The 12,495-nt window shown below is 58.7% G+C and carries 13 protein-coding genes; 7 read left to right on the plus strand and 6 right to left on the minus strand.

What is annotated here, in order from left to right:
• Positions 1 to 3 precede the first annotated feature (3 nt).
• Together KQI84_13575 and KQI84_13580 are read right to left on the minus strand one after the other, a co-directional pair.
• Complete coding sequence (locus KQI84_13575) at positions 4 to 336, minus strand: hypothetical protein (GenBank protein ID MCB2155907.1); 333 nt, start codon at positions 334 to 336, stop codon at positions 4 to 6.
• Positions 333 to 788, minus strand: coding sequence for a hypothetical protein (locus KQI84_13580; protein ID MCB2155908.1), 456 nt, complete (start codon positions 786 to 788; stop codon positions 333 to 335). The genes KQI84_13575 and KQI84_13580 overlap by 4 nt, the downstream gene beginning before the upstream one ends.
• 92 nt (positions 789 to 880) lie before the next feature.
• Here KQI84_13580 and KQI84_13585 point away from each other — a divergent pair, with 92 nt between their 5' ends.
• From KQI84_13585 to KQI84_13610, 6 genes are all read left to right on the plus strand, one after another.
• Complete coding sequence (locus KQI84_13585) at positions 881 to 1,837, plus strand: hypothetical protein (GenBank protein MCB2155909.1); 957 nt, start codon at positions 881 to 883, stop codon at positions 1,835 to 1,837.
• Between the two features lie 9 nt (positions 1,838 to 1,846).
• Positions 1,847 to 2,749, plus strand: coding sequence for a hypothetical protein (locus KQI84_13590; GenBank protein ID MCB2155910.1), 903 nt, complete (start codon positions 1,847 to 1,849; stop codon positions 2,747 to 2,749).
• 17 nt (positions 2,750 to 2,766) lie between these two features.
• Complete coding sequence (locus tag KQI84_13595) at positions 2,767 to 3,687, plus strand: hypothetical protein (protein ID MCB2155911.1); 921 nt, start codon at positions 2,767 to 2,769, stop codon at positions 3,685 to 3,687.
• Positions 3,684 to 4,082 (plus strand): hypothetical protein, encoded by a 399-nt coding sequence (locus tag KQI84_13600; GenBank protein ID MCB2155912.1) that lies wholly within the window; start codon positions 3,684 to 3,686, stop codon positions 4,080 to 4,082. Before KQI84_13595 ends, KQI84_13600 begins: the two co-directional genes overlap by 4 nt.
• Positions 4,083 to 4,219: 137 nt before the next feature.
• Positions 4,220 to 4,672 carry an ABC transporter ATP-binding protein gene (locus tag KQI84_13605; GenBank protein MCB2155913.1) on the plus strand — a complete coding sequence of 151 codons (453 nt, stop codon included), beginning with the start codon at positions 4,220 to 4,222 and terminating at the stop codon, positions 4,670 to 4,672.
• 73 nt (positions 4,673 to 4,745) lie between these two features.
• Positions 4,746 to 6,215, plus strand: coding sequence for a phospholipid carrier-dependent glycosyltransferase (locus KQI84_13610; protein ID MCB2155914.1), 1,470 nt, complete (start codon positions 4,746 to 4,748; stop codon positions 6,213 to 6,215).
• A gap of 10 nt (positions 6,216 to 6,225) precedes the next feature.
• Here the strand turns inward: KQI84_13610 and KQI84_13615 are convergent, their stop codons facing one another.
• On the minus strand, positions 6,226 to 8,559 hold the full coding sequence (locus tag KQI84_13615) for a hypothetical protein (GenBank protein ID MCB2155915.1): 2,334 nt from the start codon (positions 8,557 to 8,559) through the stop codon (positions 6,226 to 6,228).
• A 145-nt stretch (positions 8,560 to 8,704) separates the two neighbouring features.
• Here KQI84_13615 and KQI84_13620 point away from each other — a divergent pair, with 145 nt between their 5' ends.
• Complete coding sequence (locus KQI84_13620) at positions 8,705 to 9,307, plus strand: hypothetical protein (protein ID MCB2155916.1); 603 nt, start codon at positions 8,705 to 8,707, stop codon at positions 9,305 to 9,307.
• Between the two features lie 3 nt (positions 9,308 to 9,310).
• Here KQI84_13620 and thiE read toward each other — a convergent pair whose 3' ends face one another.
• The 3 genes from thiE to KQI84_13635 form a co-directional block, all read right to left on the minus strand.
• Positions 9,311 to 9,958, minus strand: coding sequence for a thiamine phosphate synthase (gene thiE / locus KQI84_13625; protein MCB2155917.1), 648 nt, complete (start codon positions 9,956 to 9,958; stop codon positions 9,311 to 9,313).
• Positions 9,959 to 10,039: 81 nt separating this feature from the next.
• The gene (locus KQI84_13630) at positions 10,040 to 12,103 is read right to left on the minus strand and encodes a hypothetical protein (GenBank protein MCB2155918.1); all 2,064 of its coding nucleotides are present in this window, start codon (positions 12,101 to 12,103) and stop codon (positions 10,040 to 10,042) included.
• Between the two features lie 110 nt (positions 12,104 to 12,213).
• The gene (locus KQI84_13635) at positions 12,214 to 12,453 is read right to left on the minus strand and encodes a hypothetical protein (GenBank protein ID MCB2155919.1); all 240 of its coding nucleotides are present in this window, start codon (positions 12,451 to 12,453) and stop codon (positions 12,214 to 12,216) included.
• Positions 12,454 to 12,495 lie beyond the last annotated feature (42 nt).

The following is a 12,495-nucleotide window of genomic DNA, read 5'->3' on the forward strand; positions in this document are numbered from 1 at the left end:
CGCTTACTCTGTCGCCACGTAGAAGCCCGCAATCAAGACGGCCGCCACGAGCGTGCTCCCGACCAGGAGGCGCATAGCGGCCGTGTTTGTCTTTACCCAGCGGGCAGGGAATGGAGTCCGTGGCAGGGCAATGGCTCCGACGAAGAAGACCGCCGCAACAATCGCCACGTGTGCCGGCCAATGGTGGCCACCCAGCGAAGCCATGGCGCTCTTCAGCGGATCGATGACTTCCTTGGCAATCGTCAGGACAGCGTTCAGCAGCGCGGCTGCCGAGAACGCCAGTACAAGGGCTCCCGCGGCAGGTTGGATGGCATTCTTGGACTCGTGATCGGTCATTGGCTTAGCCCCAGTCGAATTCCGTAGGAAAGGATGGCACCGAAGCCTTCCATTGCCAAGCCAAGAAAGACGATCAGGCCCGCCATCGCTCGCGCAACGCGCAGATTGCCGGGCGACGTGCGGAGGGCCTTTTCCGCGACGACGAGCGGCAATGCAGACGCAAGCAGCGGCAGCAGAATCGCCCAATGCTCCTTAGTCTCCATGACCACTTTATGCGCCCATGGCCACGGACCATCTAGAATAATCGCCTTGTCCGGTCCGTAGAGAGTTACGTAGAAGGCACCACCGGCAAGGAAAGCCAGCCAGATCAGCAGCGCCGTCGCGGCGGAAAACAGGCGCAGGCGCCGGCCGTCGGGATCGGAGCCGAGCGTCTCGATATAGACGGCAAACGCGGCAAACGTTCCCAGAACGCCAAACACGACATGAGGACTGCTGAGGACTTCCGGTAACACGAGGCAAAACCCTCCGGACAACGTTGTACGACCGCGATTCGAGCGGTCCCGGGGGAAGAGCAAGAACGGTTCCGGCGACAGGAGACGCGAGTATGGCGACCAGGAAAGCCGACAAGACATCCGCAGCGAAGGCCGGCGGATGCTTCATGATCGTATTCGGCCTGCCGTTCCTGATCGCCGGCGCCATTGTCTTCACACAGGCGCTACGGATACTCCTCGGTTTCAAGCCTGCGACCGAGGGGATCGGCGGGCTGATCATGATGATGTTCGTTGCGTTGATCTTTGGCGGCGCGGGCGGCGTCTTCATCTACATCGGCATCAGGGGCGTGCGCGGACAGTGGAACGTCGGCTCGCGGCCGAAGGGGAAGATCCAGGAGACCAACTGGCAGAAGAGCAAACTCTTCCCGCAGCAAAAGAAGCGAACCTTCGGCCCGCGCCGCGGGATCGCTCTGAAGCCTGAATCCACGGCGATCAGTTCGTTCTTCGTCCTCGCGTTCATCTCTGTGTTCTGGAACGGAATCTCTTGGACGGCGGTAGTCGTTATTCTTCGCGAGAACGACGGCCTCGCTAAGTGGGGGCCTCTGATCTTTCTCAGCATCTTTGTGCTCGTGGGGCTGATCCTCGTCTATGCGGTCTTTCACAAGTTCTTCCGTGTCGTCCTCGTCGGAACCTCGATCGTCGAAATCGACATCGAACCGATGGCACCCGGCGACCGAGCGCGGCTGCGCGTTTACCAGAAAGGCGACTTCGAGATTACAAGCGCGCGCCTGGAGCTGGCCTTTCGCGAGCGGGTTACCTATCGCCAGGGTACAAGAACCGTGACGTCCGACCGGGATGTGCACACCGAGACTCTGGCGGAAGTCGGCTCCTGCCGCGCGTCGCGATCGGTGCCGATTATGGAAACCGAACTCGTCATCCCCGAATGGGCGCCACACAGTTTCGAAGCCAACAGCAACAAACTGCAATGGGGCGTGCGCCTGCACATGGACATCCCCAATCGCCCCGATGTGAAAGACCTTTTCTTCTTCAGAGTGAAACCCGGGAGGTGAGGGAGGGACATGAATTTCAGCCTCGATGATATTCGAGAGTACTGGGCAACTTCGAAGAGCTTCTTGGGAATCTCTCCGTCTTGGATTCTGGGTGCTCTTGTGCTTCTTGTCTTGTTAAAGATTCTCTTCGGTATTCTTGGCCGATACACCAAACGGCGAACAAGGAGGACGCGACTGGATGCAAGACAGGGCAGTTGGGTAGGGTGTTCGACGCAGAGGAATCGCTTCTTTCCGAAGCGTCCGGCGCTTTGGCCAAACCGTGGGGGACGGATCGAACTCCTGCGTCATCCTCTGGAACTGATCGCAGATCTTGGCAAGTCCGGCTTCCTGCTGATATTCGTACTTATTGTACTCTTTCTGATGAACCCACTTGGCGATGGAGTCGTTTCAGGCAATGAGTTCCTTTCGCTCCCAATCGTTGGCATCTTCCTTCTCGTTGGTTACTACAGCATCAAGCCAGTTGTCGTCGGATTGCAGAGAAATCTCTGGAAAGTTGAACTTGAGGCGGAGCCGCTCGAGGTTGGAGGCTCGACCGCCTACAGCATTTCGCAGAGACTTCCATTCGAATGCGGATTCCTCTCGGCGCATCTCGTTCTGTTCGAGCAAGTGATGTCGGATCTCTGGCCGGGATTTGTGCCTGACGAGACGGGTCGAGTCGCAGTCGTCTACAAGAAGAAACTCGGTGAGTGTAGAGAGTTTCGTGGAACCCGTGGTACCCCGATACTTCAGGGCACACTCGAGATTCCCGAATGGGCGGCGCATAGTTTCGCGGCGGCCGGCAACCGACTGACTTGGGCCATTCAAATCGATCTCGAATTGGATCATGCCTCACCATTGATCGACGATACGCCGTTGATCTTCCCCATTCGAGTCGCTCCGTCATCCTCCGCAGAGGAGGTTCAAAGAGTATGAATCTCCTCATCGCCACATTGACCGGCGGCGATATCATTGGCATCACGCTGGCGCTGCTGAGCCTTGGCGTTATGCTCACTCTCACTGTTCGATTCCTCCTACCCCCAGGCACAGAAGCGTATCAAACAGGCCGATCGAAGTCCCTGGAACTGACAGGAGCGCAGAAGCTTCGAAAGCGAATTCGGGGCAGGAAGTCGGGTCGAAGGATACTGCACTGGAAACCTCGCATGTGGGGAGAGGGCTGGTGGAGCAATGACTTCTTTCCTCGGCTGGGCCTCAGGCGCAGCGGGCGAGATGGCTCGTGGATACTGCCATCTGAAAATCGCGATGAAATTGAAGGAAAAGGATGCGGATTCATCAGCCTGGCATTTGCAATTGGGTCGATCGGCGCGCTGCTGACATTGCTGACAAATCACACCCCACTCGGAGAAGACGCCAAACTGGCAGCAGCCACAGTGGCGTATGCAATCCTTGCGTGGCTTTCTTTTCTCCTTACTCGGGCCATCCGCAACGACTTCGATCGGAAGAAAGGGACGATCGTCGAGCTGAGCGATGAACCCCTGCTTCCCGGTCAGGAAGCGGAACTGCGCGTCTACAGAAATGAGAAGTTCCCCTTCAAAGGCATGGCCGTCTACCTTGTGCTATACGAGGAAACACGAGAGGAACGAGACAACCAATCAGCTGCGACCAAGAAGAAGATCGTCTTAAAGAAACGAATCGCACGATTCAAATACAGACAATGCCAAAGCGATGAGCCAATACACCGCTCCTCCTTCTCCATTCCAGACAGAGCGATGCACAGCCTCGAATCCCGCCACAGCAAATTGTCTTGGAAGATCATCCTGAGAATTAAAGAATCCAACAAGAGAACATATACGATGGCCTATAACTTCAGAGTCGCACCCCAACTACTTCCCGATACCGAGGACGTCGCATGAGCAACCTCAAAGTCAACATTGAGCTCGACAACGAGCAGACCACCTTTCGGCCCGGTGAGCGCATCAGTGGCCGCGTGAGTGTGGAGGCGCCTTCGATGTGGGAGGCGGATTTCCTGGAGCTCATCATTTTCTGGCGCACGGAGGGACGCGGGACCGAAGATACCGCGAGCATTCTGCACGAGAAATACCACGATGGGATGCAGAACGTCTCACCGCAGTTCCAGCAGTCGTTTGCGGTGCAATTGCCCGACATGCCGTGGACCTACTACGGCGATCTGATCAAGATTCACTGGTACGTTGGCCTTTACGCAAAGGAGAAGGGCGAAAGCGAAGAGTACCTGGAGGTCAACTTCGTCCTGCATCCGAATCCCGAGTTGCTCTCCGTTCGCAAATGAGCCCATTTGGATGTGCGCATAATCCGTTTTCTACTCGGCACACGGGGCCGGATGGTACGTCATATCTTTTTCCACCGGGACAGACAATCGAGGCGTTTGCCGACGCGATTGCTGCGGAGGAATGGCGCGCGGAGTTGGTGGGTCCCCACGGAGCAGGGAAATCGACTCTGCTTCGGACTCTCTTTGCAGAAGTCGAGCGGCGAGACCTTCCGACTGTGCTTTTCTCCTTCAACGACCAGCGGCGGCGTCTGCCGTTCGGTTGGAGAAGGTGCATTGCGCGCGGCGGGGTCTGCTTTCTCGACGGAGGCGAAGTTCTGCCAGCGTTTGCGCTGCGGCGATTGGACCGTGCAACGCATCGCCACGGGTGTGGACTGATTGTCACAACACATGCTCCGTTGGGCATCGCCCCGGCTCATCAGGTCACGCCCGATCCCGAGACGTTCGCGCTCCTCGTCAGCAACCTGCTAATTGACACTCAGTATGTCGTTTCGGACGAGCATGCCATGCAGATTCTGCTGGCTCACGGCGGGGATGCTCGGGAAGCATTGTGGGCCCTGTACGACGAGTTCGAGTCTTTTGCCGTCGAATAGATTCTGGCATACGTTATGCACCGGCTGGACCGTCTTTGTGCTTCGCCTTGCGGAGCATTGGAGGAGACAGCGAATGATTGAACAGTTCCGCAACGAAAACGACCGCTCGCGCCATTGGCTGACGGCCGGGGCATTGATTTTTTTCCTGGTCGTATCCTTTTTTTTCTGGGGCCAGCGTGCTCTGTGGGAATCCAGCGAGGGGCGCTACGGCGAAGTCGGGCGCGAGATGCTGGCATCCGGCGACTGGCTGGTTCCCACAATCGCCGGACACATTCACGTCACAAAACCTCCGTTCACGTACTGGATGATCGCCGGCGGGATGAAGATCTTTGGCATGAACGAGTGGGGCGCGCGGTTCTTTCTCTGCTTTGCATTCCTGGGGACGGCCCTTTGCGTTGGTGAACTGGCCTGGACGGCCGGTTTCAAGAGGCGCGACGCGCTTCTTGCCGCTGTCATTTATGCAACGGGAGCAATGACCTTTGCTGCCGGCAGGGTGTTGACTACCGACGGCTTCCTCGTCTTCTGGGAGACGCTTGGCATACTGGGGGCATGGAAAGTCTGGTGGGGTGCAGAGGAAACGCGATCGCGCTGGCGGTGGGTTTTCTGGCTGGCGTTCGGAATGGCGTTCCTGACGAAGGGACCTCCAGGGTGGTTGCCGTTTCTAGCGATCGCGGCGTTCGCAGCGATGCGCCGCGGACAGAAGCGCCCGAAGCTGTTCGCGATCCTTCCGTTCATCGCCTTCCTGGCCGTCTCACTCTCATGGTATCTGATCCTGATCGCCCACCGGCCGGAATTGCTCGAGTACTTCCTGAAGGACGAGCTGATCGATCGCGTTGCCACAACCGAGCACCATCGGAACGCGCCCTTCTACATCTACTTCCCGATCCTTCTGGCGGGGCTTGGTCCTTGGATTATTCTGTGGCCGGGTGTATTTCGGCGAGCACGTTCCTCGTGGCAGGCGGCGCGTACACAAATGGAAGACTGGAAGCTTTTTCTTGTGCTTTGGATCCTGCTTCCCCTGGTCGTCTTCGTTCTCGCAAAGTCGCGTTTGCCACTCTACGTGCTTCCGTTATTTGTCCCTATCGCGCTCGCCTTTGGACGTGTCGCCATCACAGACATCGGGAAGTTGCTGGATAAGTCGCGCAGTTGGCGGATTGGCCTCACGGCGCTTGCCAGTATCTGGGTGCTCCTCATGGCGATCATGTGCGTCGCCCCGGACAATTTGCCCAATTCCAAGAGCGAGCGACCAGAAGGCCGCATGCTTCGCGAAGCGATCGCCCAGGTATCCGGCCCGAAGACTATCTACTTCTTTGAGATGCGGCCTCATCACTCGCTGGCCTACTACATGAGACATCGAGTTCTCGACATCGGTCTCATCGACGATGAAGCCAAGGATCTGATATCCAAAGAAACTAACAAGCCTGGTCATTTGCTCTTCGTCTCAAAGACAGATAAGGTCGATCATCTGACGCATCGCCAGATTCCCTTCAAAGTCTTGAAGGAAGCCGGTGAGTACTCGCTGGTGGAGATTCCGAAGAGCTGATTCGGATCGGCTATTGGTTTGCTTCGTAAATCCATGTCGGTCGCACCGTGGCGCCGGTTTGGGGCATCATCAACTCGGGGTGCTTGTCGGGTGGCAGCACGGGGCCGAGTTTGTGGTAATTGCTCTGCATGACACGCTGGAAGTCGCCGGTCATCCATTCGTACTGCAGGTCCATCATTGTAATGATGTAGCGCGGTTTCTTGTTCTTGATGCGATCGAGCAGTTTCTGCGGCGTCGGCTTCGGATAATACGTTACGTCGCGAATCGAATCGATGCTGGGGCCGGGTTTGGCGCCGGCCAGGACAGCCACGAAGTTCTGGTGGGGCAGGTAAACGCCACCATCCTTATTCAGTTCTGCGACCTTGTCGACGAATGCCTGCCACGCTTCGCGAGCCCCTTCCGGCGGCATCTGCTTGCCGTACGGTTTCGCGACAGGCTCCGGCCACCAGGGGCGAGCGGGATAGTGATAGCGTAGACCATCCGTTTCGAACGCTGGGAATTCCTCATTCGGTCGGCGGTCCCACAGCGGATAACCGATCTCCGTCGCGACGTTGTAGTAGCGCCGCACATCCAGTTGATACTCGCCATCCTGCAGTTGCTTCTGTTGGCGTTCGAGGTCGTCGAGACGACGTTCAGCGTTCTGGATCTGATTCTCGAGCGTCATCGTGCGGGTGGAATCGCCCTCCAAGTCGGCCAGTTCCGATTTCAGATCGGCCAATCTGTTGCGCGAACCTTCCAGGTTCTTCGTTAGTTCTTCTGCCTTCTTATCCTTGTCCTCCTCGAGAGCCACCTTCAGGGCTGGCTTCACGTGGAATGGCACCATCGTGCCGTTCCATGTCAGCCACGTCATAGCAATCAATCCGAGCGTCACGATGTGGCGCGTCCACGAACGACGTGTCGACTGGTACAGCCAGGCCACGGCCAGTCCGGCGGCGACGCCCTGGATGACGAACAGCGGCAGGAAGTTGTTGATGTAGCCGCCGATCTTGACCCATGTGACCGCGGCGATGTGCTGGGCGATGAAGAGGAACGCAAGCCAATGCACGCCGCGCAGCGGCGTCTTCGCGGTCAGCCAACGCACAATCCAGACTGCCAGACCGCCAACCGTCAGTCCGAACGCCCAACGAATCGGCAGCGTCCATGTGCCGGCGACAAACTGCATCGCGGTCGGCGAGATCATACCGGGCTTGTGTGCTCCCCAGTGCGCGTGGCCGGGATGCGGCAGATCCACTCCGCCGCGCACCCACATCACTGCAATGATCGATGCCAGCAAGCCGATTCCGATTGCCATCACACGCATTGTCCACGGCTTCCAGCGGCGCGTCAGGGCAGACACCCACAGTGCTACCGGAATCAGCCACACGGAGAATGCGTAGTACTGCCACAATTCCTGCGTCCCGCGATTGCGAATCGTGTCCCAGTAGATCACGTGCTTCGACGGCACCTCGTACAGGTAGAAGAGGAAGTTGCTGTACGCAGGAAGACGCAGAAGATAGATCGCATTTCCGACCAGCAACAGGAACGGCGCGAGGACGATGATCGTGTGGCGCGGCTTCGGCAGGAAGCGGTGATACTTGCCGACCAGCGACTCCGTCGGGTCGGAGCGTTTCGTCAGTGCGGAGGCGATCGTGAACGTGATGCGCATCATCACTGCGCCGGCGGGAATGAAGACGGCGGTTTGCTTCGTGAATTGCGCCAGGAATCCCAGCGCCAATCCAATGGCGAGCTGCCACCATCGCCCGGGACGAGCAAGGATGAAATACCCCGCCCACAGTGCCAGGCAGTACGCGAAGCTGTCCACACGATACAGATCGTACCAGTAGCCCGATGGCTTGAAGAACATCGGATACGTCAACGCCGCAACCAGCGCGGCGAACCACTGGCGCGTGTGGTTGTGGACGATCGCCGCCATGGCCAACATGATGCCTAATGTCGACAGGATCGAAACCAGTCGGCCCCAACCGAGATTCATCGAATCGAAGATCGCAAAGAACGGCGCGACTGCGATCTGGTAAAGCGGTGGGTAGAGGTGGGGAACGTACTGACCGTTCTCGTATGGCGGATAAAGATGCGCCAGGCTGGGTTCATCGAGGAACCGGACCGTATACATGGCCAGTTCTCCTTCGAGCCACTCGGACTCAAAGGGATACGTGACGCGGCTGTGGGCGACTTTGAAGAAGTGAATCGTCGGGATGGCGAGCAGAAGCAGGAGCAGGCACCGCAGCACGAGCCCGATTGCCAGGTTCACGCGATCCGAAGTCGAGCGCCTGGGAGCGGCCTGTGCAGGCGTCGCTTCCTCGATGCGAGGCTCTTCAGCAGGAATCTGTTCGTCCGCTACGGACACGAAAAGGGCTCCCATTCGACGATGAAAACCAGTCTCAGTGCCTCCGGCGCAGAGTCAACGGGAAGGACGGTAACCAACGACGAAGAGCTTGCAGCCTGGAGCACAGAGGCGAGAGCCTTGTGCGACCAAACTGGGAGACACTTGTATGGATGCTTCCGAACCCATCACCGATCGGCGCATGACAGGTCGCGAAGTCCTCCACCGCGACGGCATCCCCCTGGAGGACGCTCCGAGGCTTATCGACTTCTGGAGTTGGTCGTCCTCTCAATTGGTGGGCAATGCGCTGCGCGGGATTCTGGCCGAGTTCATCGTTGCGAGCGCCTTGGGTTGCGCAGAAGGAGTTCGCAGGGAATGGGATGCCTATGATATTCTCACTCATGATGGCCTCAAGATTGAGGTGAAGTCCTCAGCATACATACAGAGTTGGTCACAACCTCGCCTCAGCACCATTTCCTTCGATATCTCCCCCAAGAGAGCATGGGATGGGAAGAGCAATACAACGGCGAGCATCCCGGTCAGATCCGCCGACGTGTACATCTTCTGTCTCTTGAATCACAAAGACCGGATGAGTATTGACCCATTGAACCTTTCCCAATGGAGGTTTCACGTCCTCTCCCGGCAAGTGCTTGACTCAAAGGGCCCCGGTCAAAAGACGATCACACTCTCATCTCTGACCAAGTTGAATCCCCAGGCGGTCCAGTATGAGGAGATCGCGGGAGCCGTTCGCGATGAGGCGAATCGTATATAGAGATCAATCGTCGACAGAATGGTCGCGCCGCAGAGCTTCCAGTTCTCGCAAGGCCGCGCCGATCTCCGGTGCCTTCATAATAGCGCCGATCACCGCGGGGATCACGCCTGGGGCGACGGCCATCAACCGCGCCAGGTTGCCGGCGTCGATTCCGCCGATCGCGACCAGTGGCATACGCCCGTCGAGGCGTTCCCAGGCCTCGGCCACGAACTCCAGCCCGGTCTCTGGATCCGCATTGTCCTTTGTTGTCGTTCCAAACACGGGCCCGACGGCGATGTAGTCCACCGGCTCATCGAGCGCTGCGAGAAACTGCTCCACGTTGTGCGTCGACACGCCGACGATGCGATCCGGACCGACAATGCGGCGCGCTTCGGCGGGGGAGAGATCGCCCTGGCCGACGTGCACGCCGTCGACATTTGCTTCGACGGCCAGTTCCGGATCATCATTCAGGATCAACGTGGCGCCCACCGCGCGGCATCGTTTCGCCGCCAGGCGCGCCTGAACGAGGAGCTCTCCGGCAGGCAAGGACTTCTCGCGAATCTGGATCAGTCGAGCCCCAGCAGAGATGAGGCGATCCACCTGCTCCACGTGTGAGAGGCCGGAAAACTCGCGGTGCGTGATGGCGTAAATCGAGTGAGGAATCGTTGGCATTGGCGACGTCCTTGATGGGCCCAAAAGGAAACCCGGGGCAGTTTGCGCCCCGGGCTTGGTTTCTTGGCTTTCGTGTGCAGCTCAGTAGCGCGTCTCGCTCGGCGGTGTGTCGCTCGGAGGCGAAGGTGGCGTGTCTCTGTCTCCGCCGCCGCTGCTTCCCCCGCCGGTCGATCCCGATCCGCCGATCATCTGGCGGGTCCAACTGGAATCGCGCGGCTTGCGCGGGTTCTTCGTCGGGGCGCCCTGTTCACGCATCAGATCTTCGATCTCTCCCGCGGCGTCCCCGCTGGTCGAGAGCAGGTCTTCTTCGCTGACGCTGCCTTCTTCCTGGAACTCTGCCTCATTGTCCAGGTCATAGGAGCCCGGAACGCGCTCGTAACCAGTAATGAGCCGGCCGCGGCGACCATCCTCGTTCAGGTTCCGCGGAATCACGTCCTCGACGATCGTCGGGGTGATGAACATCTGCAGGTTGCGGCGATCGTCGCTGCTCGTCTTACGGCCGAAGATGGCGCCGAGGTAGGGCAGGTTTGCCAGGAACGGCAGGCCCGAATTGCCCTTTACGCCGGTATCGCTCAGCAGACCGCCGATCACGCGCGTCTGGCCGGACGGCATGGTCAGCACCGTCTCGATGCTCTGGCGTTCGCGAGCAACAAGGTCCGTCGTTGTGCCCTGCGATGTCACCGGTTCGCGGTTGGCGTTGTCGTTGTCGATTTCGATCTCCATCTCGATCAGGTAGCTGTTCGAGATACTCGGTGTGATCTGGAAGTCGAGACCGTCGCTGACCGTACTTTGCGTGGTAGAGCGAATCGTGTTGTCGCCTTCATCGTCGTAGATCGTGGTCAGGAACGGAACTTCCGAACCGACGAAGATGCGCGACGTTTCCTGGTTCTTGACCAGCAAACGCGGCTGCAGCAGGACCTTCGTGTCCTTGTTGCTGAACGTTGCCTGATAGGAGGCGAACGCCTTCTGACCCAGGTACGCGCCGGAAATGACCGGAGGCGAGGCCGTGAAGAAAGGGTACTCTGCCGTAAGGTTGGTAATGCCGAGAACGCTTTGGGCACCGGGGACCGTTGCGAATCCGTCGTCGGCGTACGCGAAGGAATTCAATCCGTAGTCGAAAGTGTGCTCGAAGGTGGTCGAGAGAATCTCGCCCTGGATCAGCACCTGCTTCACTGGCTGGTCGAAGCCTTCGAGGATCTGCTCGACGCGCTCGTGAACTTCCGGAACGTCTTCGAGAATGAACACGCCCTGCTTCTCGTTGACCTCGAACAGCAGGTCCTTCGTGCGGATTTCTTCAATAATCGTCTGCAGGTCTTCCAGGTCCTCGCCATCGAGGCCGATGTTATTCACGTCGTAGATGACGATCTCCGGCCCGATGTCGAGAATATCGATCAGCAGTTCCATCTTCTTAATGTTCGCCAGCAGATCCGTCACGATGATCTGGTGCGTTTTCTCGTCGACTTCGATGGTGCCTGGGTCGCTCTTATAGGTTTCGATCTTTGCGGCGATGTCGGCCACGTCGGCATGGCGAATGTAGAAGACGCGCGTGAAGAGCTGCACGTCGATCTCGCGGATCAGTCGCTCGATGCGCTCGATCACGTCGGGCAGGTCCGTCACGATCAGTTTGTTCGTTCGATCGTCGGCGGTGACGCTGCTGATTCCGGAGGTCAACATGGGGCGAATCGCACGCTCCAACTCTGAGGCTTGAACGTGATCCGGCCGGAAAGTCTTCGTGATGACGAGACTGGGAAGGATGTTCGCCTTGTACCACGCCTCGTCGGCTACGCCATAGCCACCGTCGTCCTGCTTGAACCAGATCCAGCCCTTTGGCTGGGTGATCGCGCTCAGGACTTCCTCGAGTGGCTTGTCCTTCATGACGACCGAAACACGCTGACCGGGGACTTTGCCGAATGGTGTGACGGCAATGCCGGTCGAATTTCCGATCACCTGCAGGACCTGCTCGACCTTGGCTTCCTGGAAGATGGCGGTCACCAGGTGCTCGTTGCCGGCATCCTTCGCGGCATCGTCACCGGCATCCTGCGCCGGCACGACGCTCGGCAGAGCGGTCAAGACGCTCAAGACCATCAACATTCCAGCGAGCGCCCACTGGCGCACATTCGCCACAGAGGACCGTTCGATTCTCATCCCAATACTCCGGCTGGCAGGTTGCATCCCCCCGAAACGGCAAGCCGCCCCCCGGGAAGAGTCATTCCCGCAACCCTTGTCGTTGATCGGTGAGGGTGTCACGCGAAAAGTCACTGGGCGGATTTCTCATCCGCGGGCGCCGGAGCCTGCGCGACTTCGGCGATGGGAAGCGCGGTTTCGTCAGTGCTCGGAGCTGTGGCCGGAGCCGCCACCGGCAGCACCGGCGGTGTCTCCTCGATCGCCGCAGGGCCCTGGATTGCCAGCACCCCGAATATCCCTACCGCACCCGCCAGCAATGCGACCGATCCCATCATGTACGGCTTCTTTCGGCGATTCTGAAACAAGGCCATTCGCTGGACTCCCCAGATGGATTGTGGGGGACCGCCGCGACG

It is taken from the genome of bacterium (assembly GCA_020444065.1).
Classification (GTDB): Bacteria; Sumerlaeota; Sumerlaeia; order SLMS01; family JAHLLQ01; genus JAHLLQ01.

What these genes read in the sequence shown, in the direction of transcription:
- KQI84_13575 (MCB2155907.1), bottom strand. Translation starts at nt 336, where the DNA reads ATGACCGATCACGAGTCCAAGAATGCCATCCAACCTGCCGCGGGAGCC.
- KQI84_13585 (MCB2155909.1), top strand. Translation starts at nt 881, where the DNA reads ATGGCGACCAGGAAAGCCGACAAGACATCCGCAGCGAAGGCCGGCGGA.
- KQI84_13590 (MCB2155910.1), top strand. Translation starts at nt 1,847, where the DNA reads ATGAATTTCAGCCTCGATGATATTCGAGAGTACTGGGCAACTTCGAAG.
- KQI84_13600 (MCB2155912.1), top strand. Translation starts at nt 3,684, where the DNA reads ATGAGCAACCTCAAAGTCAACATTGAGCTCGACAACGAGCAGACCACC.
- KQI84_13610 (MCB2155914.1), top strand. Translation starts at nt 4,746, where the DNA reads ATGATTGAACAGTTCCGCAACGAAAACGACCGCTCGCGCCATTGGCTG.
- KQI84_13620 (MCB2155916.1), top strand. Translation starts at nt 8,705, where the DNA reads ATGGATGCTTCCGAACCCATCACCGATCGGCGCATGACAGGTCGCGAA.
- thiE (MCB2155917.1), bottom strand. Translation starts at nt 9,958, where the DNA reads ATGCCAACGATTCCTCACTCGATTTACGCCATCACGCACCGCGAGTTT.
- KQI84_13630 (MCB2155918.1), bottom strand. Translation starts at nt 12,103, where the DNA reads ATGAGAATCGAACGGTCCTCTGTGGCGAATGTGCGCCAGTGGGCGCTC.
- KQI84_13635 (MCB2155919.1), bottom strand. Translation starts at nt 12,453, where the DNA reads ATGGCCTTGTTTCAGAATCGCCGAAAGAAGCCGTACATGATGGGATCG.